The sequence below is a fragment of the Streptomyces sp. NPDC002958 genome (genome assembly GCF_055563255.1).
Genome location: NZ_JBVHDS010000019.1, coordinates 80992 through 106967, shown reverse-complemented (window position 1 = coordinate 106967; position 25976 = coordinate 80992). Strand labels below are relative to the sequence as shown.

Annotated in this window: 21 protein-coding genes; 11 read left to right on the top strand and 10 right to left on the bottom strand. The window is 70.4% G+C overall.

Translation table 11 applies throughout. From position 1 onward, the window contains the following. From ACZ3IC_RS26340 to ACZ3IC_RS26300, 9 genes are all read left to right on the top strand, one after another. Positions 1 to 1619: peptidase C14 (locus ACZ3IC_RS26340; protein ID WP_467419880.1), on the top strand; the 1619-nt coding region annotated here is incomplete at its 5' end. Between the two features lie 32 nt (positions 1620 to 1651). Then, on the top strand, positions 1652 to 2908 hold the full coding sequence (locus tag ACZ3IC_RS26335) for a Gfo/Idh/MocA family protein (protein ID WP_467419878.1): 1257 nt from the start codon (positions 1652 to 1654) through the stop codon (positions 2906 to 2908). 47 nt (positions 2909 to 2955) lie between these two features. Beyond that, on the top strand, positions 2956 to 4212 hold the full coding sequence (locus ACZ3IC_RS26330; protein ID WP_467419876.1) for an extracellular solute-binding protein: 1257 nt from the start codon (positions 2956 to 2958) through the stop codon (positions 4210 to 4212). Positions 4213 to 4295: 83 nt separating this feature from the next. Beyond that, positions 4296 to 5201, top strand: a complete 906-nt coding sequence (locus tag ACZ3IC_RS26325; protein WP_467419873.1) for a carbohydrate ABC transporter permease — start codon at positions 4296 to 4298, stop codon at positions 5199 to 5201. Between the two features lie 2 nt (positions 5202 to 5203). Beyond that, positions 5204 to 6151 (top strand): carbohydrate ABC transporter permease, encoded by a 948-nt coding sequence (locus ACZ3IC_RS26320; RefSeq protein ID WP_467419871.1) that lies wholly within the window; start codon positions 5204 to 5206, stop codon positions 6149 to 6151. Positions 6152 to 6157: 6 nt separating this feature from the next. Further along, the gene (locus ACZ3IC_RS26315) at positions 6158 to 7186 is read left to right on the top strand and encodes an NAD-dependent epimerase/dehydratase family protein (RefSeq protein WP_467419870.1); all 1029 of its coding nucleotides are present in this window, start codon (positions 6158 to 6160) and stop codon (positions 7184 to 7186) included. Between the two features lie 8 nt (positions 7187 to 7194). Then, positions 7195 to 8250, top strand: a complete 1056-nt coding sequence (locus tag ACZ3IC_RS26310) for a dihydrodipicolinate synthase family protein (RefSeq protein WP_467419868.1) — start codon at positions 7195 to 7197, stop codon at positions 8248 to 8250. Then, on the top strand, positions 8234 to 9256 hold the full coding sequence (locus ACZ3IC_RS26305; RefSeq protein WP_467419866.1) for a hydroxyacid dehydrogenase: 1023 nt from the start codon (positions 8234 to 8236) through the stop codon (positions 9254 to 9256). Before ACZ3IC_RS26310 ends, ACZ3IC_RS26305 begins: the two co-directional genes overlap by 17 nt. 74 nt (positions 9257 to 9330) lie before the next feature. Further along, entirely contained in the window at positions 9331 to 10179 is an 849-nt protein-coding gene (locus ACZ3IC_RS26300; protein ID WP_467419864.1) for a fumarylacetoacetate hydrolase family protein, read from the top strand. A 45-nt stretch (positions 10180 to 10224) separates the two neighbouring features. Here ACZ3IC_RS26300 and ACZ3IC_RS26295 read toward each other — a convergent pair whose 3' ends face one another. From ACZ3IC_RS26295 to ACZ3IC_RS26275, 5 genes are all read right to left on the bottom strand, one after another. After that, positions 10225 to 11931, bottom strand: a complete 1707-nt coding sequence (locus ACZ3IC_RS26295; RefSeq protein ID WP_467419861.1) for a flavin monoamine oxidase family protein — start codon at positions 11929 to 11931, stop codon at positions 10225 to 10227. A gap of 56 nt (positions 11932 to 11987) precedes the next feature. Next, complete coding sequence (locus ACZ3IC_RS26290; RefSeq protein WP_467419859.1) at positions 11988 to 12785, bottom strand: carbon-nitrogen hydrolase family protein; 798 nt, start codon at positions 12783 to 12785, stop codon at positions 11988 to 11990. 456 nt (positions 12786 to 13241) lie between these two features. Then, positions 13242 to 13697 (bottom strand): Lrp/AsnC family transcriptional regulator, encoded by a 456-nt coding sequence (locus tag ACZ3IC_RS26285; protein ID WP_351083545.1) that lies wholly within the window; start codon positions 13695 to 13697, stop codon positions 13242 to 13244. Positions 13698 to 13808: 111 nt separating this feature from the next. Further along, positions 13809 to 15266, bottom strand: coding sequence for an aldehyde dehydrogenase family protein (locus ACZ3IC_RS26280; protein ID WP_467419854.1), 1458 nt, complete (start codon positions 15264 to 15266; stop codon positions 13809 to 13811). Between the two features lie 200 nt (positions 15267 to 15466). After that, complete coding sequence (locus ACZ3IC_RS26275; RefSeq protein WP_467419851.1) at positions 15467 to 16933, bottom strand: GuaB1 family IMP dehydrogenase-related protein; 1467 nt, start codon at positions 16931 to 16933, stop codon at positions 15467 to 15469. A gap of 305 nt (positions 16934 to 17238) precedes the next feature. Here ACZ3IC_RS26275 and ACZ3IC_RS26270 point away from each other — a divergent pair, with 305 nt between their 5' ends. Further along, positions 17239 to 18261, top strand: a complete 1023-nt coding sequence (locus ACZ3IC_RS26270) for a terpene synthase family protein (protein WP_467419848.1) — start codon at positions 17239 to 17241, stop codon at positions 18259 to 18261. A 126-nt stretch (positions 18262 to 18387) separates the two neighbouring features. On the opposite strand, the gene ACZ3IC_RS26265 is transcribed toward ACZ3IC_RS26270, so the two are convergent. From ACZ3IC_RS26265 to fmt, 4 genes are all read right to left on the bottom strand, one after another. Further along, the gene (locus ACZ3IC_RS26265) at positions 18388 to 19404 is read right to left on the bottom strand and encodes a sugar-binding transcriptional regulator (protein ID WP_189276421.1); all 1017 of its coding nucleotides are present in this window, start codon (positions 19402 to 19404) and stop codon (positions 18388 to 18390) included. Between the two features lie 152 nt (positions 19405 to 19556). Further along, the gene (rpe, locus tag ACZ3IC_RS26260; RefSeq protein ID WP_467419846.1) at positions 19557 to 20240 is read right to left on the bottom strand and encodes a ribulose-phosphate 3-epimerase; all 684 of its coding nucleotides are present in this window, start codon (positions 20238 to 20240) and stop codon (positions 19557 to 19559) included. 221 nt (positions 20241 to 20461) lie between these two features. After that, positions 20462 to 21895, bottom strand: coding sequence for an RsmB/NOP family class I SAM-dependent RNA methyltransferase (locus ACZ3IC_RS26255; protein ID WP_467419844.1), 1434 nt, complete (start codon positions 21893 to 21895; stop codon positions 20462 to 20464). Between the two features lie 124 nt (positions 21896 to 22019). After that, positions 22020 to 22952 carry a methionyl-tRNA formyltransferase gene (gene fmt, locus ACZ3IC_RS26250; protein ID WP_467419842.1) on the bottom strand — a complete coding sequence of 311 codons (933 nt, stop codon included), beginning with the start codon at positions 22950 to 22952 and terminating at the stop codon, positions 22020 to 22022. 229 nt (positions 22953 to 23181) lie between these two features. On the opposite strand from fmt, the gene ACZ3IC_RS26245 reads away from it, so the two are divergent. Beyond that, positions 23182 to 23730, top strand: coding sequence for a hypothetical protein (locus tag ACZ3IC_RS26245; RefSeq protein ID WP_467419840.1), 549 nt, complete (start codon positions 23182 to 23184; stop codon positions 23728 to 23730). Between the two features lie 85 nt (positions 23731 to 23815). Here ACZ3IC_RS26245 and ACZ3IC_RS26240 read toward each other — a convergent pair whose 3' ends face one another. Beyond that, positions 23816 to 25960: a primosomal protein N' gene (locus ACZ3IC_RS26240; RefSeq protein ID WP_467419837.1), complete on the bottom strand. Its 2145-nt coding sequence runs from the start codon at positions 25958 to 25960 to the stop codon at positions 23816 to 23818. Positions 25961 to 25976 lie beyond the last annotated feature (16 nt).

Here is a 25976-nt window from a genome sequence, read left to right as displayed (position 1 = left end):
TGCGCACCGAAGGCATCGAGAAGAACACCCACGACAACCCCTTCGGCGCCGTCCTCTCCTTCCGCGGCACCGTCACCGACACCACGGTCAAGCACACCCTGAGTGCCGCGATGCCGGACCTCTCGGACCTCTTCGAGGTCGGCGACTCGGCGAAATTCTCCGTCGGCCAGTGGTGGGCCGTGGAGATCAACGCCCTGTCGGGGAAGTACGAGAAGGAGATCCAGCGCCTCGTCCAGGTCACCGAGGTCGTCGACCCGACGCACATCCGGGTCAACTACCAGATCGGCTGGGACCTGGCCGCCGGCCGCACCCTCACCTGGACCCGGATCGAGCCCGTCGACCGCGCCCACGTCCGCAACCTCGTCTTCGAGGGCTGGGGCGAGGACGAGATGACCGGCTCGCACCCGGTCGCGTACGAGTACGCGGTGCGCTGCGACGTCTCCGGGATCGAGGCCGTCGGCACCTTCTGGCCGGTGGTGATGCGCCGCTGGTGCACGTACTACCGCACCGAGCAGTGCTCGCTGACCAATCCCAAGTCCGTCACGTACGGCGGCGCGGGCTATCTCACCCAGCAGATCTACTGTCTGTACGGGCATGTCGAGGACTGTCACACCTCCAACGCCCGTCATCTCAACGACTTCACCGCCTCCGCCTACTGCTACGTCACCAACTGCCACGGCGACGGTGACGACGAAGGCCCGTTCGTGACGCACGGGCAGTTCGAGCACGACCTCGTCTACACCGGCAACTCCGGTCTGATGACCTTCGCCAACTCCGGTGCCGCCTGGGGCGGCAGGGCCAAGCGCATCACCGTACGCCGGCACGCCTGCTCCTGGTTCGTGGCCCGCGTCAAGATCACCGATCTGACGCTGGAGGACGTACTGGTCATCGGCAAGAAGTCCCTGGCCGGCTCCGGGATGCTCTGGGTCAACGCCGACGGCGTGCAGATGCGCGGCTGTACGGCCTCCGGCCCGCTGATCGTCTCCCGGGCCTCCGACCTGTCCGCCCGCCCCAATGTGGTCGCCGACTCCTCGTTCGCCTTCGCGGCGGGCGCGGAGATCACCCAGGCCAATGTCACCGTCCCGCTCACCCTGCAGCGCAGCACGCTGAAGGGCGTCGACGGCGCGGTCTTCAACGGCACCGGTCCGCTCGTCCTGGACCAGTGCACCGTGACCGGATCCAAGGACACCGCCCCGGTATCGCTCGCGCACGCCGACGTCACCGTCCTTGGCGGCGAACTCCGCGACACCGGCCTCAAGTTGACCTCGGCGAAGGACCAGCGCCTGCGCATCGACGGAACGCGTCTGAGCGGCACCAACAAGGACGGCGCCCTGCTGGCCCGTACCGGCTCCGGACGGACCGTCGACTGGCAGCTGACCGGCCTCGACTCGACCGCACCCAAGGGCACCGCCCATGTGCTGGTCACCGAGGGCCCCAACCGCTACCGGGCCACCGGCTCCACCTTCACCGGCGGCCGGCTCGAGCTGCGGCCCGCGGCGTTCGGCGGCACCTCCAGCCATCTGCTGCACACCGGCTGCGTCGAGGACGGCACCGAGCGCACCGCGCTGCCGGACGAGGGCGACCGCGTCGCCCACACCGCGGCCACGCTGCGCTTCTGACCTCCACGTCCATCAAGTACCAGGGATTCCCCGTGTCCACGCATACCCCGATCACCGGCCGGCCCGTACGGGTCGCGCTCGTCGGCGCCGGCAACCGCGGTCTGACGTACGCCGAGTGGATCAAGGCGCACCCCGAGCGCGCCGAACTCGTCGCCGTTGCCGATCCACGCCCCGCGGCGCGGGCCGCCGCCGGCGCACCCGTCGAGTTCGACGACTGGCGGCCGCTGGCCGACAGCCGCATCGCCGACGCCGTCATCGTCGCCACCCAGGACCGTTTCCATGTGGAGCCGGTACTGGCCCTGGCCGAGGCCGGATACGCGATCCTCGCCGAGAAGCCGCTCGCCCCGACCGAGGACGAGACCAGGCGGATCGTCGAGGGCGTGGAGCGGGCCGGGGTCCTCTTCGCGGTGTGCCATGTCATGCGGTACACCCCCTACACCGACCTGGTGAAGGAGGTCGTGGACTCCGGCGTGCTCGGGCAGCTGGTCTCCATCGACCATCTGGAGCCGGTGGGCTGGTGGCACTACGCCCACAGCTATGTGCGCGGGCCGTGGCGCAGCGAGAAGGACTCCTCCCCGATGCTGCTCGCCAAGTCCTGCCACGACCTGGACTGGATCGCGTATGTCATGGGCGGCCGGATCGAACAGGTCACGAGCTTCGGCGGGCTGAAGCACTTCCGGCCGAAGAACGCTCCACCCGGGTCCGCCGGCCGCTGTCTCGACTGTGCGGTCGAGTCCGGCTGCCCGTACAGCGCGTTGAAGCTGTACATGCCGACGCTGCGCGAGAAGGGCCCGGTCTGGCCGGTCACCCATGTCACCGAGGCGACCGACGAGGCAGGTCTCGTGCAGGCGCTGCGCGAGGGGCCGTACGGCGTCTGCGTGTACCGGAGCGACAACGACGTGGTCGACCACCAGGTGCTGGCGATGCAGCTGACGGACGGGGTGACCGCGACCTTCCAGATGGTGGCGTTCACCGAGCAGACGCATCGGCAGACCCGGATCTTCGGCTCGCACGGCTGGCTGATCGGTGACGGTGAGCGCGTCACCGTGCAGGACTTCCGGACCGGCGAAAGCACCGTCCACGAACTCGGCGCGTCCGGGTCGAACGCTGCCGACGGGCACGGTGGCGGGGACGCCGCGCTCGTCAAGGCGTTCGTCACCGCCGTCGCCACGGGCGACGCCGGGGCCGTCCGCTCCGGTCCTGCCACCTCGCTCGGCAGCCATCTCGCGGCGTTCGCCGCCGAACGCGCCCGGCACACCGGCACCGTCCAGCCGGTGCCGACCAAGTGACACCCCCTTTCCCCCGCCCCACCCTCACGTCCTTGGAGGACCACCTCATGTCCCGTCTCCTCACCCGCCGTTCCAGAGTGCGCGCAGTCGCCGCCCCCGTCCTGGCCACCGCGCTCGCCGCCGGTGTGCTGGCCGGCTGTTCCGGCAGCGGCAGCGACGGCAACACGGTCACCATGTGGACCTACCCGGTCATCTTCGACGAGGCCAAGAACAAGGCGTACTGGGACGGCCTGGTCAAGGCGTTCGAGAAGGAGCACTCGGGCGTCGAGGTGAAGGTGGAGACCTTCCCGTGGGCCAACCGCGACACCGCGCTGGCCACGGCGATCGCCTCCGGCAAGGGGCCGGACGCGGTCTACCTGATCCCGGACCAGTTGCCGAAGTACGCCAAGAGCATCATCCCGGCCGACGAGTACATGCCGGCCGACGCCAAGTCGGACTACACGGACTTCGCGCTGAAGTCCGTCACGGTCGACGGCAAGGCGCTCGCCACCCCGATCCTGACCAGCGCCAACCCGCTGATCTGCGACAAGCGGGTGTTCGCCGCGATCGGCGAGAAGAACTACCCGACGAGCTGGGCGGAGCTGGAGGCGCTGGCCCCGAAGCTGAAGAGGAAGGGCTACTACGCCACCAGCTACAGCGGCGACACCCAGCAGACGCTGAACATGACCTTCTACCCGCTGCTGTGGCAGGCCGGCGGCGACGTCTTCTCCGAGGACGGCAAGAACGTCACCTTCAACGACGCGGCCGGTGTCAAGGCGCTGACGTACCTGAAGAAGCTCGTCGACGGCGGCTACACGGACAAGGACCTGGTCACGACCACGCCCAAGCTGGAGCAGACCCCGACTGCCAAGGGCAAGGTGGCCTGCACCTGGCAGAACACCCCGGCGGATGTGGAGCCTTTCTGGGGCAAGGAGAACATCGTCGTCCAGCCGCCGCTGAAGGACGCCGAGTCGGTCGGTTACGGCACCGTGGGCGCCCTGTCGATGCTGAAGGGCGCCGACAAGAAGAACACCGGCGACTGGCTGAACTTCGTCGCCGAGTCGAAGAACGCGGCAGATCTGCAGAAGGCCGCGGGCTACTTCCCGGCCCGCACGTCCGGTGGCGACCTGTACCCGGACGACGCGCTGCAGACGGCGGTCGGCGCCACGCTGCCGACCATGACCGTGGGCCCGCTGCAGGACAAGGCCCGTGAGGTCCAGGGCGTGCTGGCACCGGAGATCCAGGCGGCGCTGCTGGGCAAGAAGAGCCCGCAGGACGCGCTGGACGCCGCGCAGAAGGCCGCGCAGGCGATGCTCGGCCGCTGATCGTCGCGGGCCGGGGTCCGGCCGCACCCGGACCCCGGCCCCGCACCCTCTCCCGCAATCCCCCGTACCGCAAGGAGATCCCCGTGGCAGTCGTCGCGGAACCCACCCGCCGGGGCCGTCGCAGCGGGCCGCAGGCGCGCCGCGAGGCCCGGATCGGCCTGCTCTTCGTCCTTCCGTGTTTCCTGCTCTTCCTCGCCTTCCGCTTCGGTCCGGGCGTCGCCGGTGTGCTGATGAGCTTCACCGACTACACCCTGACCGGCGGCGGCAGCTTCATCGGGCTGGACAACTTCACCCGCCTGTGGGACGACCCGCTGTTCTGGCAGGCGCTGAAGGTCACGGTCCTCTACACCGTGCTCGCCGTGCCGGGCACCCTCATCGCGTCGGTGTCCCTGGCGCTGATCACCCGCCGCGCGTTCCGCGGCGCCAAGTTCTTCCGTTCGGTGTTCTTCCTGCCGGTCGTCACCTCGCTGGTGCTGGCCGCCACCGTCTTCGTCTGGATCTTCTCGACCGGCGGCCCCTGGTCCACGCTGATGGGCTGGTTCGGGATGTCGGAGGGTTCCTGGCTCTCCGACGACGTGCTGGTGCTGCCCGCACTCGCGATCGTCGGCGTCTGGTCCCGTTTCGGCTACGGCATGCTGATCCTGCTGGCCCGGATGCAGGACATCCCGCGGGAGCTGGAGGAGGCCGCGCTCACCGACGGCGCGGGCCCCTGGCAGCGGTTCCGGTACATCGTGCTGCCGCAGCTCAAGCCCGCCCTGTTCTTCCTCGCCGTGATCGAGACGACGGCCTCGTTCCAGGTCTTCGACGCGGTCTACACGATGACCGGGGGCGGCCCCGCCAACGCCAGTTACACGCTCGTCTTCCAGCTCTACGACGCGGGCTTCAAGTACTTCGACCTGGGTTACGCCTCCGCCGTCGGCGTCGCGCTCTTCGTGCTGACCGTGGTGGTCGCGATGATCCAGCGGCTCGCGATCGGGAAGGACCAGTGACCATGACCACAGCACCCACCAAGACCGGGACCCCGCCCGCGGGCGAGGCGCCCGCGGCCCCCGACCGGGCCGCCCGCCGCACCGAACGCAAGCTGCGCAAGCTCTCCGAGCAGGACACCGTCCCGCACGGCATGCGGCCCACCTCGGCCGGCCGGATCGCGCGCGCGGCACTGCTGACGGTCGCCGCGATCGTGACGGTCTTCCCGTTCTACGCGATGGTCGTGCTCTCCCTGAAGCCTTCCGCGGCGGTCGAGTTCCCCGGCAGTCTGCTGCCGTGGCCGCTCACCGGCGAGGCGTACGACACCGTCATGAACGCCCAGGACGTGCCTCGCTGGCTGTTCAACACGCTCATCTACTCGGTCGTCTCGGTCGTCGGTGTGCTGTTGCTCGCCTCGCTCGCCGGGTACGCCTTCGCCAAGAAGCGCTTCCCGGGCCGGGAGACGATGTTCTGGTCGTTCCTGTCGATGGTGATGGTCCCGTACCACGTCACGATGATCCCGACGTTCGCGATGATCGCGAAGCTGGGCGGCGTGGACACGTACTGGGGTCTGATCGTGCCGACTCTGGCCAACGCCCAGGCGGTGTTCCTGATGCGCCAGTTCATCCAGGGGCTGCCGGACGAACTCTTCGAGGCGGCCCGGCTCGACGGCTGCAACGAGTGGCAGATCTTCTACCGGATCGTGCTGCCGCTGCTGAAGCCGATCCTCGCCACGCTCGGCGTCTTCGTCTTCCTGTGGCACTGGAACGACTTCCTGTGGCCGCTGATCATCGGCCAGTCCACCGACATGCGCACCCTCACCGTCGGCATCGCCTCGCTCCAGCAGCAGAACGTGCCGCTCAATGTGGTGCTCTCCGGCTCCGTCATCGCGTTCGTGCCCATCTTCGCCGCCTACATGGTGGGCCAGCGCTACTTCACCGAGGGCGTCACCGCGTCCGGAATCAAGGGATAGCTACGCATGTTCACCGATGAGGCCGCTCTCGAAGAGCGGCTCGCCACACCCTCCCCCGCGCTCGTCGCCGACCTCGGCCGCCTCGACGGCGATCTGCTGGTGCTCGGCGCCGGTGGCAAGATGGGCCCCAGCCTGTGCCGGCTGGCCCGTCGGGCGCTGGATGCCGCGGGCCGTACGGAGGTGACCGTGTACGCGGTCTCCCGCTGGTCCGACAGGTCCGCAGCCGACGAGCTGGAGGCCGCCGGCGTCTCCACCGTCGCCTTCGACCTGATGGACCCGGCCGCCGATCCGACCGAGCTGCCGGACGCCGGGAACGTCGTCTTCATGGTCGGCGCCAAGTTCGGCTCCGCCGGGGCGCCTTCGCACGCCTGGGCGGTGAACGCGGCGATGCCGGACCGGGTGGCGCGCCGCTGGTCGGGTTCGCGGATCGCCGCGTTCTCCACAGGCAATGTGTATCCGCTGGTGCCGGTCTCCTCCGGTGGCTGCACCGAGACCGACCCGGTCGGCCCGGTCGGCGAGTACGCCATGTCGTGCCTGGGCCGTGAGCGGATCTTCGGCCACGCGGCGCTGACCCGCGGCACCAGGGTCGCCAACATCCGCCTCAACTACGCGGTGGATCTGCGCTACGGCGTCCTCGCCGACATCGCGTATCGCGTACAGGCGGGCGAGCCCGTCGATGTGACGACCGGTCACGCCAATGTCGTGTGGCAGGGGTACGCCAACGAGGTCGCCCTGCGCTCCCTGCTGCACGCCACCGACGGCGAGGCGTTCACGCTCAACCTCACCGGCCCGGAGACCGCGTCGGTGCGCCGCATCGCCCAGTGGTTCGGCGAGGAGTTCGACCGGGAGCCGGTCTTCGCGGGCGAGGAGGCGCCCACGGCGCTGCTCTCCGACGCGAGCCGCTGCCACGCTCTCTTCGGCTACCCGGATGTCGCCCTGCGCACCCTCGTCGAGTGGCAGGCCGACTGGCTGCGCCGCGGGCTGCCGCTGTCGGGCAAGCCCACCAAGTTCCAGGTCCGTGACGGAAGGTTCTGATCCACTCCATGTCCACTCCCTCCCTCCTGTCCACCCCCGCCCTGGACGCGCTCGCCCACGGTGCCGTGATCCCCGCCCATCCGCTCGCCCTGCACGCCGACGGCTCCTTCGACGAACGCCGGCAGCGTGCGCTGACCCGCTACTACCTCGCCTCGGGCGCGGGCGGCGTCGCCGTCGCCGTACACACCACCCAGTTCGAGATCCGTGAACCGGAGGTCGGCCTGTTCCGGCCGGTCCTGGAGCTCGCCGCCGAGACGATCGACGCCGAGGCCGGCCGTCCGTTCATCAAGGTCGCCGGGGCCTGTGGATACACGGCGCAGGCCGTCGCCGAGGCCGAGACCGCCGCCGGGCTCGGCTACGACGCGGTGCTGCTCAGCCCCGCCGTGCCCGGAGCGGACGAGAAGGGTCTGCTGGAGCGGGCCCGGGCGGTGGGCGAGGTGTTGCCGGTGATCGGTTTCTATCTCCAGGAGGCCGTCGGAGGACGGTACTTGTCGCCGGGCTTCTGGTCCGCGTTCACCGATCTGCCGAACACGGTCGCCGTGAAGATCGCCCCGTTCGACCGGTACCGCACCGCCGACGTCGTACGGGCGGTGGCCGCCGCGGACCGTGCCGACGAGGTGGCGCTGTACACCGGCAACGACGACGACATCATCGGAGATCTGCTCACCCCGTACGAGACGGCGGGCGGCACACCGCGCTGGTTCGCGGGCGGCCTCCTCGGCCAGTGGGCGGTGTGGACGAGTTCCGCGGTGACGCTCCTCGACGACGTCCGCAAGGCGCGCGGCGGGGACCACGAGGCGATGGTGCGCTGCCTGGCCCGGCGCTCCGAGCTGACCGACGCCAACAGCGCGGTCTTCGATGTGCGCGGCGCGTTCCGCGGCTGCATCGCCGGGGTGCACGAAGTGCTGCACCGTCAGGGCCTGTTGGCGAACATCCGGTGCCTGGATCCGGCCGAGACGCTCTCCCCCGGGCAGGCGGAGGAGATCAGCCGGGTGGCCGCGGCCTACCCTTGGCTGACCGATGACGCCTTCGTTGCGGAGCATCTCGATGACTGGCTCTCCTGATCCTGCCGACCGCCCGCGAGTGGTTGTCGCCGTACCCCTGGGCCTGCGGGCCCAGCTCTTCACCGCCGACGTGTGGCGGGAGCTGGAACGCGCCGCAGAGCTGACGGTCCTGGACGACCACTCCGACCGGGCAGCGGTGGCCGCGGCGCTGCCCGGCGCCCGCGCGCTGATCACCTCGTGGCGGGCCCCGAAGGTGGACGCAGAACTCCTCGCATCGGCAGACCGGTTGGAACTGGTGGCGCACACCGGTTCGGCGGTCGCGCCCTATGTCACCGAGGAGGTGTTCCGGCGGGGCATCCTGGTCACCCAGGCCGGTGACGAGATGGCCCGCCCGGTCGCCGAGGTGGCGCTCGCGTTCACGCTCTCGCTGCTCCACCGCATCCAGCGCTTCGACCACGCCCTGCGCGGCGGGCTGGAGTGGGCGGCGGCGAGCGAGGCACCGCCGCGCCATGAGATCCACGGCAGCGACATCGGCGTGATCGGCGCCTCCCGCACCGGGCGGGCCTACATCGCGCTGGTTCGGGCGATGGGGGCGCGGGTGAGCGTCACCGACCCGTACCTCTGCGATGCGGACGCCGAGGCGCTCGGTGTGACGCCCGTACCGCTGGAGACGCTTCTGTCGCGGAGCAGGATCGTGGCCGTGCACGCGCCGGTCACCGAAGAGACCCACCGGATGATCGGCGCCGAACAGCTTGCGCTGATGCCGGACGGGGCGGGACTGGTGAACACCGCCAGGTCGTGGCTGGTCGACGAGGACGCGCTCCTCGCCGAACTGGCCTCGGGCCGGCTGGACGCGGCGATCGATGTCTTCGACGCCGAGCCGCTGCCCGCCGGCCACCCCTTCCGCTCCCTGCCGAATGTGCTGCTCACTCCGCACCAGGCGGCCGGCAGTGTCGAGTGCCGGCAGCGCCTCGGCATGAGCGCTGTCAACGAAGTGCTGCGGCTGCTCGCCGGACGTCCTCCGGTCCACGCCGTCACCGCCGACGCCCTCACCCGTCTGCACTAGGGCACGTTTCGAAAGTCCCGCCTACCCCTGCCTTCCCTGCCCAACCCCCGTACCTGTCAGGAGAATTCACCGTCATGCGACTGATGCGCATCGGCGAGCCGGGCCATGAGCGCCCTGTTGCCATCTGCTCCGAGGGCCGTCACCACGACCTGTCCGGCATCACGGACGACATCGACGGCGCGTTCCTCGCCGTGCTCACCGACAATCCGCACCTGGTCCCCGCCGAACCGGCGCTCCCGGAGATCGACATCACGGGTCAGCGAATCGGCGCCCCGGTGGCCCGCCCCTCCGCACTGCTCTGCATCGGCCAGAACTACGCGGCCCACGCGGCGGAGTCGGGTGACGAGCCGCCCGAGCAGCCGATCCTCTTCTACAAGTCGCCGAACACGGTCGTCGGACCGTACGACGACGTGCTGATTCCGCGCGGCTCGAAGAAGACCGACTGGGAGGTGGAGCTGGCGGTCGTCATCGGCCGTCGCGCTTCCTACCTGGACTCCCCCGCGGAAGCCGCCACACACATCGCGGGCTACGCCGTCAGCAACGATGTCTCCGAGCGCGCCTTCCAGCTGGAGGAGTCGGGCGGCCAGTGGTCCAAGGGCAAGAGCTGCGCCACGTTCAACCCGCTGGGCCCGGTGCTGGTGACGGCCGACGAGGTCGGCGACCCGCAGCAGCTGCGGCTGCGCAGCTATGTGAACGGGGAACCGCGGCAGGACTCCACCACCGCGGACATGATCTTCAGCGTGGCGCATCTGGTGCACCATCTGTCGCAGTACCTGGTACTGGAGCCCGGCGACGTCATCAACACCGGAACCCCGCAGGGTGTGGCGCTGTCCGGCCGCTTCCCCTACCTGGGGCCGGACGATGTGATGGAGGTCGAGATCTCGGGCCTGGGCCGGCAGCGCAGCGTCTGCCGGCCCGCGTAACACCGAACGGGTCTCAAAGCCTGTCGGGTGACCTCCGACAGGCTCTCAGTCCTCCGGCAGTTCGACCGGGGCGATGTCGTCGAAGACATCGCCGGGGCCGGGGTTCGTCGCATCGGTCGCGCCACCGAACCGGGTCATCACGCCCCACACGGCGTTGAGCGCGGTCTGTACGGCGCCCTCGGCCCATCCGGCCGTCCAGGAGATGTCGTCGCCCGCCAGGAACAGACCCCGCCGGTCGGCGGGCAGCCGGTCCTGCATGAAGTGGGTGAACAGCCGCCGCTGGTAACGGTAGTGGCCCGGCAGATTGGCCTTGAACGCCCCCATGAAGTAGGGCTCGTTCTCCCACGAGACCGTCACCGGGTTACCGATGATGTGCTTCCTGATGTCGACGTTCGGATAGATCTCGCCGAGCGACTTGAGCATGACGTCCATGCGCTCGTTCGGGGAGAGCGGCAGCCACTTCAGGCTGTCGTCGCACCAGGTGTACGAGAGACAGATGACGGCGGGCCTGTCGGGGCCGTTGTCCAGGAGGTACGTCCCCCGGGTCATCCGGTCGGTGAGCGTCATCGACATGGTGTCCCGCCCGGTCACTTCGTCCTTGTCCAGCCAGAACGGCCGGTCGACGGGGACGAACAGCTTGGACGACTCCATGTAGTGGGTGCGCTCCATCGCCGTCCAGTGGTCGATCGGGAAGAGCGCGTCGTCGCAGTCGATCTTCGAGAGCAGCAGCCAGGACTGCCCGGTGAAGATGGCGGCCGGGTAGGTGCGGATGTCACCGGTGGCGTCGGTGACGGTGATCCGGTTTCCGGCGGTGCGGTTCAGCCGGGTCACGGCGGGGCGCGGCTCGCCGTCGTGCAGCGAGGACAGTGACGTGCCGAGCGGCCAGTGGACGATCTTCTGCGGTTCGCGGTCCCAGAGCCGCAGCGGGAGCTGCTGGCTGCCGCCGACGATGCCCCGGTGGTGGTCGTCCGCCTCGGTGTAGACGACGCGCAGGATCTCCAGGATGGAGTTGGGGAAGTCGGTGTCCCAGCCGCCGGTGCCGAAACCGACCTGGCCGAAGATCTCACGGTGCCGGAACGACGTGAAGGCGTCGGAGTCGCAGAGGAATCCGTAGAAGGTCTGGTTGTCGAGCTTCTGGACGAGCTTCGCCCAGATCTCCCGGATGCGGGGCACATCGCGTTCGCGCATCGCGCGGTTCATGTCGGAGAAGTCCGCGCCCTCCTCCAGACACCGGTTCCAGGCGTCCATCACATCGCGGTAGACCTGCGGCAGATCGGCGATGGTCCGCGCGTAGTGCGACTCGCCCTTGAGGTCGACGACGGTCGACGGGGTGGCCGGGGAGAGTGGGTTGGGGAACGGCTTCGTCTCCAGACCGACCAGATCGATGTAGTGCTGGAGCGCGGTGGAGGACGGTGGGAAGCGCATCGCGCCCATCTCCGCGGTGAGCTCCCCGTCCTCACCTGCGGCGGAGCAGCCCTCGAAGCCGACGGTACGCAGCCGGCCGCCGATCTCGTCCGCTTCGTAGACGACGGGCTTGAGCCCCATCTTCATCAGCTCGTACGCGGCGACGATGCCGGAGAGCCCGCCACCGATGACGGCGACCTCGGTGCCGTGCTCGGTCGCCGGTATCTGCCCGATCCCCGCGGGGTGCGCCAGGAAGTCGTCGTACGCGTAGGGGAAGTCCGGCCCGAACATGGTGATCGGCTCGGCCGCGTCGGTGTGCTGGACAGCGGTGGGCACCGTGGACGTCATGGGGTACGGACTCCTTGCACGAAAAAGGGTGGAACAGTGGAACAGGGGTGGCGGGCTCAGACGAGGGAGCCGTACAGACCGGGGCGGCGGTCGTGCAGATACGGGTTGGCGGCGCGTGACGCGGTCAGGAACGCGGGGTCCACCTCACCGATGACCAGCTCCTCGCCACGTCCGGCGCGGGTGCGGACGGTGCCGTCGGGACCGGCCAGGCAGCTCAGCCCGACGAACTCGAACTCGCCTTCGGGGCCGGTCCTGTTGACGTACGCCACATACATCTGACTCTCGAAGGCGCGGACCGGTACGAGGGACTCGGCGACGAACTGGAAGGGGTGCATCTGCGCGGTGGGCACCAACAGCAGATCGGTGCCCGCGAGGGCGTGCGAGCGGACGTTCTCGGGGAACTCGACGTCGTAGCAGATCATGATCCCGATGCGTACGCCGTCCAGCTCGGCCTGGACGACGGGCTGCTCGCCCGGGGTGAACCACTCCTGTTCGAAGCAGCCGAAGAGATGGGTCTTGCGGTAGTTCGCGAGCGCAGCCCCGTCCGGCCCGATGAGCTGCGCGGCATTGAAGATCTTCTCGCCCGCACGCTCCGGGTAGCCGTAGAGGACCGCGAGCCCGTGCCGTGCGGCGATCTCGGCGACGACCCCGGCGGAGGGTCCGTCGGCCGGCTCGGCCAGCCGGGGCACATCGGTGCCGATCGCGTACCCCGTCAGGAAGAGTTCGGGGCAGACCAGCAGCCGAACCCCGGCATCCGCCGCCCGCCGCGCGGCTTCGTCGAGCACCTTGATGTTCTCGTCCACATACCCGGGTCGTCCGGAACTCTGGAGCAGGGCGGTGCGCAACGGCGGCATGGCTGAACCTCGGGCGGTGCGGGCGGGGCGGAGACGTATTGACGGTACGGTCCGCCGCTCGGGCCGGACAAGGCGCGACTGTTGCGCATACACCGTCGATCCATTGCGCGCCGACGGCCTGTCGCGGCGATTCATTGCACTCGACGTCTTCGCAGGTCAAAGGGTGACCTGGGTCTCGTGCGACACGACTGCCCCGCCCAAGGGACTTCCCGGGCCCGCCCGGTACCCATCAAGCCGATCCGGTTTTTAAAGCCTGCCCGGTATCCATCGAGCCGATCCGGCCCTTCAAGCCGGCCCGGCGCCCGTCAAGCCCGTCCGGCGCCCATCCAGCCCGGCCGGCGATTGAGAACAAAACCCTCACCTCACCAGTCCGGCACCTCCACGAAGGCCCCGCACCCCGGCGCCTCGAGCCCGTTCGGCGATTGCGAGGCGACCGCCGGACACCGCCCGACGCCCCTACCCCGGCGACCCCGACGAATACCGCCGCAGCAACGGCGACAGCACCAGCACGGACTTCGTCCGCTCCACATACGGCTCGCCCGCGATCCGCTCGAGCACCTGCTCGAAGTGACGCATGTCGGCAGCGAAGACCTGCACGATCGCGTCGGCCTCCCCCGTCACCGTGGAGGCCGACGCGATCTCCGGATACCGCGCGAGCCCCTGCTTGATCGCCTCCGGCGACGTATTGCGGCTGCAGTAGATCTCGATGAACCCCTCGGTCTCCCACCCCAGCGCCGCCGGGTCCACCCGCACCGTGAAGCCCGTGATCGCGCCCTCGGCGCGCAGCCGGTCCACGCGGCGCTTCACGGCGGGCGCGGACAGGCCGATGATCGCGCCGATGTCCGCATAGGAGCGCCGGGCGTCTTCGGCGAGGGCGTGGACAATGCGTTCGTCGAGGTCGTTCAGGCGCACTTCGGGCGGTTCACTTCTCTGCGATGGCCGGTGTCGGGGGCGGCATGGGCCGCCCCCGAAGTAGACCACGCCCCCGCCCCACCGGGCGCGCTCACCGCAGCCGGTGACGGGTCAGAACGGGAACTGCGAGCGACCGTGCTGCACCGAGATCCACTTCTGGGTGGTGAAGGCCTCGACCATCGACTCACCGTTCAGCCGGCCGAGGCCCGAGCTCTTCTCGCCGCCGAACGGCACGATGGGCTCGTCGTGGACCGTGCCGTCGTTGATGTGGATCATGCCGGTGTGGATGCGCTGCCCGACCCGCACACCGCGCTCGATGTTGCCGGTGTGCACCGCGCCGCTCAGACCGTACGGGGTGTCGTTGGCGATGCGTACCGCCTCGTCCTCACCGTCGAACGGCACGAGGAGCGCGACCGGCCCGAAGATCTCCTGGGACAGGACGGGAGAATCGGCGGCCAGACCGGTCAGCACGGACGGGCTCACCAGGTTGCCGTCGGCCCGGCCGTGCAGCAGAGCCGTCGCACCGGCCTCGACGGTCTGTTCCACGAGCGAGGAAATGGCCTCTGCCTGCGAGGAGTTGATCAGTGGGCCGATCTGGGTCTCCGGGTCGGCCGGGTCACCCACCCGCAGCGACGCGACCTTGGCGACGAACTTCTCGGTGAACTCCTTCTCCACCGCACGGTCGACCAGGATGCGGTTCGCGGCCATGCAGACCTGACCCTGGTGCACGTACCGGCTGAAAACGGCCGCGTCCACGGCATAGTCCAGATCGGCGTCGTCGAGGACGATGAGCGCGCTGTTGCCGCCGAGTTCGAGTACGGCGCGCTTGAGGTTCGCCGCGCACACCGTGGCGACGTGCCGCCCCACCCTGTCCGAGCCGGTGAAGGAGATGACCTGCGGAATGGGGTGCTCCAGCAGTGCGTCACCGATCTCGGCGATGTCGGTGACCACGACGTTCAGGAGCCCGGCCGGCAGTCCCGCCTCCTCGAACACCTTTGCCACCAGCGTGCCGCCGCAGACCGGGGTGTTCTGGTGCGGCTTGAGCACCACGGCGTTGCCGAGCGCCAGGGCGGGGGCGACCGACTTCAGCGACAGCAGGAACGGGAAGTTGAAGGGGCTGATCACACCCACGACGCCGACGGGCACCCGGTAGACGCGGTTCTCCTTGCCCTCGGTCGGCGAGGGCAGTATCTGCCCGGAGGGCCGCAGCGCGAGCTGGATCGACTCCCGCAGGAACTCCTTGGCGAGATGCAGCTCGAAGGCCGCCTTCAGCCGGGTACCACCCAGTTCCGCGACGATCGCGTCGCTGATCTCGGGCTCGCGTTCCTCGACGACGCGCAGCGCCCGCTCCAGTACCAGCCGACGGGCGTACGGGTTCGTGTCGCCCCACGCCTGCTGGGCGACCTCGGCCAGCCGGTACGCCTGGTCCACCTCGTCGGCCGTGGCGACCGTGATCGAGGCGAGCTTCTCCCCGTTGTACGGATTGAAGTCGATGATGTCCCAGGACCCCTTGCCCGGCCTCCACTCACCGTCGATGTACTGATGGGCCAGGTCGGTGAAGAAGGACATGAGATCCCTTACCGCAGAGGAGGCAGGCAGCTGATTGCGCTTCATATTACTTACATTTCAATGGGGTTGAAGAGGATCACAGCGGTATCCGAAAACCGGAGTCGTACATCCCCGCCGCCCCCACCAGGACACCCGAAAACCCCGTTGCCCCTCACGGCACGAACAGCCGTGAGGGGCAACGGGGTTATGGGACTGCCAGATCAACTCCAGCTGGCATGCAGCGGCTTGCCCTCGGCGTAACCGGCGGCGCTCTGCACCCCGACGACCGCCTTCTCGGCGAACTCCTCCAGGGAGGCCGCACCGGCGTAGGTGCAGGAGGAACGGACGCCCGCGATGATCGAGTCGATCAGGTCCTCGACGCCGGGCCTGGCCGGGTCGAGGAACATCCGCGAGGTGGAGATGCCCTCCTCGAAGAGCGCCTTGCGGGCCCGGTCGTACGCCGACTCGTCCGACGTGCGGTTCTTCACGGCACGGGCGGACGCCATGCCGAAGGACTCCTTGTAGAAGCGGCCGTCGGCGGACTGCTGGAGGTCGCCGGGCGACTCGTACGTACCGGCGAACCAGGAGCCGATCATCACGTTGGACGCGCCCGCGGCAAGTGCCATCGCGACATCGCGCGGGTGCCGGACACCACCGTCGGCCCAGACGTGCTTGCCGTACTTCTTCGCCTCGGCGGCACACTCCAGAACGGCGGAGAACTGCGGCCGGCCCACGCCCGTCATCATCCGGGTGGTGCACATGGCACCGGGGCCGACACCGACCTTGATGATGTCCGCGCCCGCCTCGACGAGGTCGCGCACGCCCTCGGCGGCGACGACGTTGCCCGCGACGATCGGCACCTGCGGGTCGAGTGCCCGGACGGCCCGGACCGCGTTGATCATGGATTCCTGGTGGCCGTGGGCGGTGTCCACGACGAGTGTGTCGACGCCCGCGTCGAGGAGTTGCTTGGCCTTGCCCGCGACATCGCCGTTGATCCCGACGGCGGCGGCGATCCGCAGCTTGCCGGCGGCATCGGTGGCGGGCGTGTACAGAGTGGCGCGCAGCGCGGCCTTACGGGTGAGGATGCCGACGAGCCGTCCGTCCGCGTCGACCGCGGGGGCGAGCTTGCGGTGGGCGCCGTCGAGCTTGTTGAACGCGTCGCACGGGTCGATCTCTGCGTCGAGCAGCACCAGGTCCTTGGACATGACCTCGGAGAGCTGGGTGAAGCGGTCGACACCGGTCAGGTCGTGGTCGGTGACAACACCGATGGGCCGCTGCTCCTCGTCGACGACGACGCCCGCGCCGTGCGCGCGCTTCGGCAGCAGGGACAGGGCATCGGCAACCGTCTGGCCCGGCGCCAGCACGATCGGCGTATCGAGTACCAGGTGGCGCGTCTTCACCCAGGAGATGACATCGGTGACGACATCGATCGGGATGTCCTGAGGGATGACGACGAGCCCGCCGCGGCGGGCAATCGTTTCAGCCATCCGGCGGCCCGCGATGGCCGTCATGTTCGCGACGACGAGCGGGATGGTGGTGCCGCTGCCGTCGGGCGAGGAGAGATCGACACCCTGGCGGGATCCGACCGCCGAACGGCCCGGAACCATGAAGACATCGTCGTACGTGAGGTCGTACGGGACCGAGGGGGACTCTGTGTAGCAACCGGTGCCGGGCTCAAGAAAACGCATAGGGCTCATGTTTTCATACGAAATGGAGCAGGTCGCCTCCACGAAGACACAGCAAACCGCCCCCGCGTTCGTATGTTCCTCCAAGGGAACGGGGCGGGAGTCCCGGGCAAGTGGAACCTGCCTTGCATATGGACCCTACCCACACGGGATTCAATCATTCGCGATCATCTTCCCTGGACCTGGCGACGAGGGGTCCGGTAGCTTCAAATCCGCAGGTCCCGTGGGTCACGACTAGGCCCGGAGGAACAGGCGGGAGGGTCACAACTTCCGTCACCCGTACGACCGGAGAGGATTACGGCCCACCCGTGGACAGCGAACTGCCGGACATCTACTGCCCGTTCCCCCAGCGGACGAATCCGCACGTAGGGCACACCAGAGCCCACCTCGACACCTGGACCCGCAACACCGGTCTGGTACACCGTAATTCAGCCAGGGAGCGCTTCGAGCAGGCGGACTTCGGAGCCTTCGTCGGCATGGTCTATCCGACCGCCGACGGCAAGAATCTCGACCTCGTCGCCGACTGGTTCGTGTGGCTGTTTCTCGTCGACGACCAGCTCGACGACGGCCAGCTCGGCCGCAGCCCGGAGCGGGTGCGGGATGTGGTCGCCGTGATGCGCTCCGTGATCGAGGGCAACGGTACGGGCGCCCTTCCGGACGAGGACCTGCCCGCCGCCGTGGTGGCCCTGGTCGATCTGTGGGAACGGACGGCGCCGACCGCGGCCGCTCACTGGCGCACCCGGTTCGGCTGGCACCTCACCACGTATCTCACGACGACCACCACCTGGGAGGCCGGCAACCGGGCCGCAGGTGTGGTGCCGTCCGAGGAGACGTACATCGCCAAGCGTCGCCACACCGGCGCGATACACGTCTGCATGGACCTGATAGAGATCGTGGCCGGGATCGAGGCTCCCGAGTCGATCCACAACGATTCCCGGTTCATCACCGCGCTGGAAGCGTCGTGCAATGTCGTGTGCTGGGCCAACGACGTGTACTCGTACGAGAAGGAACAGAAGCTCGGCGAGATCCACAATCTCGTCCATCTCGTCCGGCACCACCGCGGCTACGACGGGCGGAAGGCGCTCGAACACGTCTGTGCTGAGATCGCCACGGAGACGGAGCGGTTCCTCGCCGCCGAGGCCGAGTTGCTGGCCGCGTACCCGCAGCTGTCCTGGATGCTCGCGCCGTACCTGGACGGGATGCGGAGCTGGATGCGCGGCAACCTGGACTGGTCGCGGCAGACCCCCCGTTACAACCCGGCCGATGTGAGCCAGTACGAGGAGCCGGAGGAGTACCTGGAGGCCGCGGTCCTGGGCATGGCCCAGGGCTGAACACCACACTCGTCGGTCAGGACCCCTTCAATCGCAGGGCGGCACATTCCAGCTCGTCCGGCGAGTGAGGACAAAACGACCACCGGGCGGCCCCGTATCGATCACGCCGCCCGCCACCGGCCCCGCTCAGGCCCCGTCCGGATCCGCCCGCTCCAGCGCCGGCCGCCGCGGCGCCGCCGACTCGGTCAGCAGATAGTCGGCCGCCGCCGTATCCGTCACCAGGCTGGTGACGAGCCCGGACCGCAGCACCGCCCCGATCGCCGCAGCCTTCCGCTGACCGCCCGCGATCGCCACGACCTCGGGGATCCGGCGCAGCCGGTCGGCCTCGACCGTGATGCACCGCTCCCCCAGGTCCCGGCCGACCCGCCGCCCCTCCGTGTCGAAGAGGTGCGCGGACATCTCGGCGGCGACGCCGAGCGAGGCGTAGTGCGCCCGCTCCTCGTCCGTGAGCATGTCGTGGACGGTGGAGATGCCCGGCTCCCAGGAGCCGATGGACACCGCGGCGACCGTCACCTTGTCGAAGTACTCGAAGGCACGGGCGATACCGGTCTGATGGCGCAGCGCGGCGGCCGTGGCCGGGTCGGGCAGCAGCATCGGCGCGTAGATCGGGTGAGCCTCGCCGCCGGCCACCTGGGCGGCCCGCCGGACCGCCTCGACCGAGCCGCGCTCGGCCGTACCCGCGTCGTACACCCCGGTGAGCTGCACGACCGTGCACGGCGGCAGCCGGTCGAGCGCCGCCGCCATGTGGATCGTGGACCGGCCCCAGGCCAGACCGAGCACATCGCCCTCGTTCACCAGTTCGCCGAGAAGATCCGCCGCGACCTCGCCCAGGTTCTCCGGGTCGGGTGCGTCGTCCTGCTCCTCCGCGGGAGATTCGACGACGACCGCGTGACGCAGCCCGTAGCGGGCCCGGAGCGCGTCGGAGCGCTCGGCGTCCAGCTCGGCGGGAACGCGGATCTCGATCCGTACGAGGTCGCGCTCAAGAGCCGTCTCCAGGACCCGGGCCACCTTGAAGCGGCTGACGCCGAACTCCTCGGCGATCTGGATCTTCGACTTTCCTTCGAGGTAGAAGCGGCGGGCCATGGCCGCCGCCTGCACCAGCTCCGCGGGCCCCATCCGCAGGGCGGACCGGCCCGCCGACATTGCAGACACCGCGCTCTCCTCACTGCTGTTCACACTCTCGGTACGCCGTTCATCCTGTCAGATCCGGCGATCCCTGATCGGTCCCCTCGGACCACGTTCATCTGCCCTTGGCCGGGCCGGCCCGCAATCGGGGGCCGGAGCCGGTTCCCGTGTCAGTGGCCGCACGCCCAGGCCGCCGAGGCGGTGGCCTCCTCGGCCTTGGCCCGCAGGGCGCGCACCGCTTCGGCCGGGTCCTTTGCCCCGTACACCGCCGAACCCGCGACGAACACGTCCGCACCGGCCGCGGCGCACCGCTCGATGGTGGACTCGGAGACGCCGCCGTCGATCTGGAGCCACATCTCGAGGCCGTGCTTGGAGATCAGCTCACGGGTGCGGCGGATCTTCGGCAGCATGATGTCCAAGAAGGCCTGGCCGCCGAAGCCCGGCTCCACCGTCATGATCAGCAGCATGTCGAGCTCGGGGAGCAGGTCCTCGTACGGCTCGATGGGCGTCGCGGGCTTGAGCGCCATGGAGGCGCGCGCACCCTTGGCCCGGATCTCCCGCGCCAGCCGTACGGGGGCTGCCGCGGCCTCCACATGGAAGGTGACCGAACCGGCGCCCGCCTCGACGTACTGCGGCGCCCACCGGTCCGGATCCTCGATCATCAGATGGCAGTCCAGCGGAGTGTCCGTGGCCCGGCTGAGCGATTCCACGATCGGCACGCCGAGGGTCAGATTGGGCACAAAGTGGTTGTCCATGACATCGACATGGAGCCAGTCGGCGCCTTCGACTGCCTTCGCCTCCTCGGCGAGACGGGCGAAGTCTGCGGACAGGATGCTGGGGTTGATCTGGGCCATGTGCCAAGCCTGCCATGTTCCGCGCCACTTCCCCGCCGCGGTGCGGGCCAAAGCCTCACGGGATCATCACAGTTCGCGCGATCCGGGCGTCCGGGCACGCGATCCGGGCGCTTCAGCCCGCGTCGGGCCCTTACGGGACGGTACAGGCCCTGCGGCTGCTTCGCCTGCCGGCGGCAGGCGAAGCAGCCGCGGAGTAGGGCCGCGCGCGGCCCCGGCCCGCCTCAGGCCGTACGCCGCAGCAGTGCCAGGTACATCGCGTCCGTGCCGTGCAGATGCGGCCACAGCTGGACGTCCGGACCGTCGCCCAGCGCGGGCACTCCCGGCATCAGCGGGCGGGCGTCGACCCACTCCGCCTCGACCGGCCGACCGCCGCGCCCCTTGAGCACGTCCTCGACGACGACCCGGGTCTCCGCGAGATGCGGCGAGCAGGTCGCGTAACCGACGATGCCGCCGACCCGTACCGCCTTCAATGCCTCGCGCAGCAGACCGCGTTGCAGCGGTGCGAAGCTCTCCAGGTCCTCCGGGCGCCGCCGCCAGCGCGCCTCCGGGCGGCGGCGCAGCGCGCCGAGGCCCGAGCACGGCACATCCATCAGGACCCTGTCGAAGGTGCCGGGCTGCCACGGCGGTCGGGTTCCATCGGCGGTGATCACCTGGTACGGGCCGGGGTTGCCGGCCAGAGCGCGCTCGACGAGGCGGGCCCGGTGCGGCTGCTTCTCGGCGGCGAGCAGGGCGGCGCCGCGTTCGGCGGCGAGCGCACCGAGCAGGGCGGCCTTGCCGCCGGGCCCCGCACAGCCGTCGAGCCACCGGGTGTCACCGCCCTCCAGCGGTGCGTCGGCGAGAGCGGCGGCCACCAGCTGGCTGCCCTCGTCCTGGACCCCGGCGCGGCCCTCCTGCACGACGGTCAGTGCACCGGGCTCACCGCCCTCCGCCATCCGTACGGCATAGGGCGACCAGCGGCCGGGGAGGCCGTTCTCGTCGCCGAGGGCAGCGAGCAGCTCTTCGGTGGTGGAGCGGCCGGGGCGGGCGACCAGAGTGACCTCGGGCCGTTCGTTGTCCGCTTCGAGCAGGTCCTCGATCCCGGCGCGGCCGCCGCCCAGCGCGTCCCAGAGGGCGGACACGATCCACCGCGGATGCGAGTGCACGACCGCGAGGTGGTCCTCGGCGTCCTCGTCGTACGAGGGAGCGACGCGCGCCACCCAGCCGTCGAGGTCGTCCGCGGAAACCTTCCGAAGGACGGCGTTGACGAACTTGGCCCGCCCCTCGCCGAGCACCACCCGGGCCAGTTCCACGCTGGCGGAAACCGCCGCATGGGTGGGGATACGGGTGCCGAGCAGTTGGTGCACGCCCATGTTGAGCACGTCCAGGACCGGCGGGTCGACCTCACGCAGCGGCCGGTCGATGCACGCCGCGACGATGGCGTCGTACGTCCCCTGACGGCGCAGCGTCCCATAGACCAGCTCGGTCGCCAGCGCCGCGTCCCGGTTGTCGAAGTCGCCCTTGGCGCGGGCCTTCTTCAGCAGCGGAGGCAGGACGAGGTTGGCGTAGGCATCGCGTTCGTCGACGGCCCTGAGCGCTTCGAAGGCGAGGAACCGGACAGGGTCCTTCTTGGGACGGCGATGCGGCTTGGCGGGACGGCGACGCTGCTGGTCGTTCACGTGAAAGGTGCTCCGCTGAAGGTGAGAGGGCGAACCCCGCCAGCCTACGTCGCCGCCCCGGCCCCGGGATCCGCGAGCGTGCGTGGCAGACGCCGCGGGGCAGGCGGGACTTTCGAAAAACGCGCTAGATCCCCAGCAGCTCGCCGTGGACGATCCGCACCCCGCGGGCCCAGTCCGCGGCCCGCATCGGCTTCTTGCCCTGCGGCTGGACCCAGAGCAGCTCGACGGCGTGCGATCCGGTGCCCACGTACACATTGTTCTTGGCTGCCGACAGCTCGCCGGGCGCGAGATCGGCACGGTCCAGCACGGGCATCGCCTGGATGAGCTTCAGCCGCTCCCCGCGGAACAGCGTCCATGCCCCGGGAGCGGGGGTGCAGCCGCGCACCACCCGGTCGACCCGCAGGGCGGGGGCGGACCACTGCACCTGGGCGTCCTCGACGGTGATCTTCGGTGCGAGGGTGACCCCCTCGGCGGGCTGCGGCACGGCGTTCAGCGTGCCGTCCTCGATGCCGTCCATGGTCGCGACGAGCAGCCCCGCACCGGCGAACGCCAGCCGGGTGAGCAGGTCACCGTTCGTGTCGGTGGGCCGTACCTCTTCGGTGAGGACTCCGTACACCGGGCCGGAGTCGAGCCCCTCCTCGATCAGGAAGGTCGACGCACCGGTCACCTCGTCCCCGGCCATGATCGCGTGCTGCACGGGGGCCGCGCCGCGCCAGGCGGGCAGCAGCGAGAAGTGGAGGTTGACCCAGCCGCGGGCGGGCACGTCGAGCGCGGTCCTGGGCAGCAGCGCCCCGTAGGCGACGACCGGACAGCAGTCCGGGGCGATCTCCCGCAGCCGCGCCAGGAAGTCCTCGTCGCGCGGCCGGACGGGCTTGAGCACCTCGATCCCTGCCTCCTCCGCGCGTTCGGCGACGGGGCTGGCGACGAGCCGGCGGCCTCGTCCGGCGGGAGCGTCGGGCCGGGTGACGACGGCGGCCACCTCGTGCCGGTCGGAGGCGATCAGGGCGTCCAGGGCGGGTACGGCTACCTCGGGGGTGCCTGCGAAGACGAGCTTCATGGGTGGCTGACTGCCTCTCAGGCCGAAACGTACGGTGACGATCAACGCACAAGTCTAGGGGCCGCGCGACCGGGGGGCGTACGCATGACTGCGCGCCCCCTGGGCAAGCGCACGCGCCCCTGCAGCGTGACCAGATCCCCGGCTGACGCGTTGGTCAAGAGAGATTGACCGAAGCGAGCCGCCACGGTGCGGCCCGATCCCTTTCAACGCCGGTTCGAGAGGCTTCTTCATGGCCGACCACGCAACCCACGACGCCCAAGCGCGGGCCAGCCTGCATCTTTTGGTGCGGGACATCGAGCGGGTCCGGCGGCAGGTGGACGCGCTGCGCACGCTCACCGCCCAACTGGGCAACGTCTACCGTCCGCGCCGCTCCGGCCCGTCCACGGGCTTCGTCGTCTACGGCAGGGCCCCGGCCCCCACCGTCAGGCTGGCCCAGGAGCTCCGCGACAGCGTCGAGACCCTGGTCACCGCGGCAGTGGACTTCGACCGCTCGCTGGGCTTCTCCTGGGACGCGGTGGGCTCCGCGCTCGGGGTCACCAAGCAGGCGGTGCACCGCCGCTACGGCGCACGGCGCAATGCCCGGCAGCCGGGAGCGGCCGAGGCCGCCGCGGAGGCCGCCGCGCCGCGCCCCCTGCCCATGGCGCCCGGCTCCGCCACTGCGCCGACACTGCCCGCTGTACCCGCCGCACGCTCCATGCCCCCGCAGCCGTCGGCGGACCGCCCGTCACTGCGCGAGGACCTGCGCCCCGGCGTCTTCCCCGGCCCACGCAACGGCTGACCACCCCGCTCACTCCCCCACTGCCCCGCCGCGCCCGACGCACGGCGGGGCAAGCCACGTCACGACGACTCCCGCCCGGCGACCATCACCCGATGTCCGGCGGATCCACCCTGATCCGGACCTGCTCACCGCTCCCCCGGGACATCCGCGCAGCCTGCGCCGCCTTCAACGCGGCCGCGAGCGCCGCCCCGTTCCCCGGCGGCACCCTGAGCAGCGCCCGCTCCCAGGACTCGCCCGGCGGTGCGTCCCAGGGTCTTCGGGGCCTGCCCGGTGCGGCGCCCGGCACCGGGACCGGGCCGAGCACCTCGGCCTCCGGCGGCAGCTCGGCGGCTGTGAGAAACGCGGCGAGCGCCTCCGGCGAGCCGGTCACCGAGGCCATCCGCGACACCGGCGGGAAGCCGAGCTCGGCCCGTTCCGCCAGCTCACGGCGGGCGTGTCCGACCGGGTCCCAGCGCACCAGGGCCTGCACCGGCCGCAGTGTCGGCTCGGCGACGATCACCACCGTGCCGCCCTCCGGCTGCCCCCGTACCAGCGAGGCCGCGGCCGTCCAGCGGCGCAGCGCCTCCTCGCCGGCCCGCAGATCGGGGCGGCCGACCATCGCCCAGCCGTCCAGCAGCAGCGCCGCCGCGTAGCCACCCTCGGCCACGGGTTCGGCGCCGGGGGTAGTGACGACCAGTGCCGGCACGTCCGGCACCGAGTCCAGGATGTGGTCGCGGCCCGATGTCCGTACCGGCACGGCCGGGAACGCCCGGCCGAGCTCCTCGGCGGTGCGGCGGGCGCCGACGATCTGGGCCCGCAGCCGGTTGGAGCCGCATGCGCCACAGTGCCAGGCGGTCTCGGCCCGCCCGCACCAGGCACAGTCGAGATCCCGCTGATCCGGTGCCTGGAGCGGTCCGGCGCAGTGCCGGCACCGAGCGGGTTCACGGCAGCGCTCGCAGGCCAGCCGCGGCGCGTATCCACGGCGCGGCACCTGGATCAGGACCGGGCCGCTGCGCAACCCGTCCCGTACCGTTTGCCAGGCCAGGCTGGGCAGCCGAGCCGCCCTCGCGGCCCCGTCCCGTGCCAGCTCCCCGTCGCCGACCGTACGCACCAGGGGCGCCGCGATCCGCAGCTGCTCCCGGTCCGCGCGCAGCGGCAGCGCCCAGCCGCTCTCCACCAGCTGGGCGGCCTCCACGGTGCAGTTCATACCGCCGAGCAGGAATGCGCACCGGCCGTGCGCGGCCCGTAGTTCAAGCACCTCGCGTACGTGCGGGAAGGGGGCGTTGTCGTCGCTGTGGCTGGAGTCCCCGTCGTCCCAGACGGCGACCAGGCCGAGGTCGGCCACGGGTGCGAACATCGCGGCCCTCGTCCCGACGACCGCCCGCACGGAGCCGCGCCGTACGGCGAGCCACTGCCGGTACCGCTTCTCCGGTCCGGAGTCGGCGGTCAGCAGCGCGTGGCGTCCCTGGCCGAGCAGTCGGGTGAGCGCGGCATCCACCCGCCCCGCGGTCCGGCCGTCCGGCACGACGACGAGTGCGCCGCGCCCGGAGGCGAGGGTCGCGGCCATGGCCCTGGCGATCTCCTCGGGCCAGTGCGGTCCGGGCAGCGCGGTCCACACGGCCCGGGGCGCACCGCCCTCGGCCAGCGCCCGCAGGAACGCGGGCCCTTGTGCGTATCGCTCCCAGGTCCCGGCCGACGGCGCGGGCGGCGGTGGCAGGGGCTCGGGCGAGGGCTTGGACTCGGCCCGTCCGTTCCTGGGCGGCACGGCGAGCTGCAGCACATCGGCGAGGCTGCCCGCGTAACGGTCGGCGACGGCCCGCGAGAGGGCGAGCAGCTCCGGTCCCAGCACCGGTTCGGGCGACACGACATAGGCGAGCGCGGCAAGGGCCCCCGTGTAGTCCGATTCGGCGAGCCGCTCGACGAGGAACCCGTCGATCAGCCCGCCCCCTTCGCGTCGCCCGCCGCGGACGTTGCGCGCCCCGGCCCCGAATCGCACCCGCACCCGCACTCCGGGCTGTGCGTCGGCGTCGAGCTCCTCGGGCACGGCGTAGTCGAAGTACTGGTCGAGATGGAGCACGCCCTTGTTGACCAGCACGCGGGCGACGGGCAGCTCCTTGGCAAGCGCGGCGCCGCGCCAGGTCCGCGGCTTGGCCCGCGGCACTTTCGCCTTCCGTACCGTCTCCCGAATGAGCGCAAGCTGCTCCGGGGCCCCGCCCCCGGGGTCCTCGGATCGCTTGTTGTCGCTGCTCACAGCCAAATTCCTACCA

Coding starts and splice junctions, on each gene's coding strand:
- ACZ3IC_RS26290 (WP_467419859.1), bottom strand. CDS start 12,785: ATGCCGCCGTTGCGCACCGCCCTGCTCCAGAGTTCCGGACGACCCGGG.
- fmt (WP_467419842.1), bottom strand. CDS start 22,952: ATGAAGCTCGTCTTCGCAGGCACCCCCGAGGTAGCCGTACCCGCCCTG.
- ACZ3IC_RS26330 (WP_467419876.1), top strand. CDS start 2,956: ATGTCCCGTCTCCTCACCCGCCGTTCCAGAGTGCGCGCAGTCGCCGCC.
- ACZ3IC_RS26265 (WP_189276421.1), bottom strand. CDS start 19,404: ATGTCGGCGGGCCGGTCCGCCCTGCGGATGGGGCCCGCGGAGCTGGTG.
- ACZ3IC_RS26280 (WP_467419854.1), bottom strand. CDS start 15,266: ATGTCCTTCTTCACCGACCTGGCCCATCAGTACATCGACGGTGAGTGG.
- ACZ3IC_RS26295 (WP_467419861.1), bottom strand. CDS start 11,931: ATGACGTCCACGGTGCCCACCGCTGTCCAGCACACCGACGCGGCCGAG.
- ACZ3IC_RS26305 (WP_467419866.1), top strand. CDS start 8,234: ATGACTGGCTCTCCTGATCCTGCCGACCGCCCGCGAGTGGTTGTCGCC.
- ACZ3IC_RS26310 (WP_467419868.1), top strand. CDS start 7,195: ATGTCCACTCCCTCCCTCCTGTCCACCCCCGCCCTGGACGCGCTCGCC.
- ACZ3IC_RS26315 (WP_467419870.1), top strand. CDS start 6,158: ATGTTCACCGATGAGGCCGCTCTCGAAGAGCGGCTCGCCACACCCTCC.
- ACZ3IC_RS26300 (WP_467419864.1), top strand. CDS start 9,331: ATGCGACTGATGCGCATCGGCGAGCCGGGCCATGAGCGCCCTGTTGCC.
- rpe (WP_467419846.1), bottom strand. CDS start 20,240: ATGGCCCAGATCAACCCCAGCATCCTGTCCGCAGACTTCGCCCGTCTC.
- ACZ3IC_RS26320 (WP_467419871.1), top strand. CDS start 5,204: ATGACCACAGCACCCACCAAGACCGGGACCCCGCCCGCGGGCGAGGCG.
- ACZ3IC_RS26275 (WP_467419851.1), bottom strand. CDS start 16,933: ATGCGTTTTCTTGAGCCCGGCACCGGTTGCTACACAGAGTCCCCCTCG.
- ACZ3IC_RS26245 (WP_467419840.1), top strand. CDS start 23,182: ATGGCCGACCACGCAACCCACGACGCCCAAGCGCGGGCCAGCCTGCAT.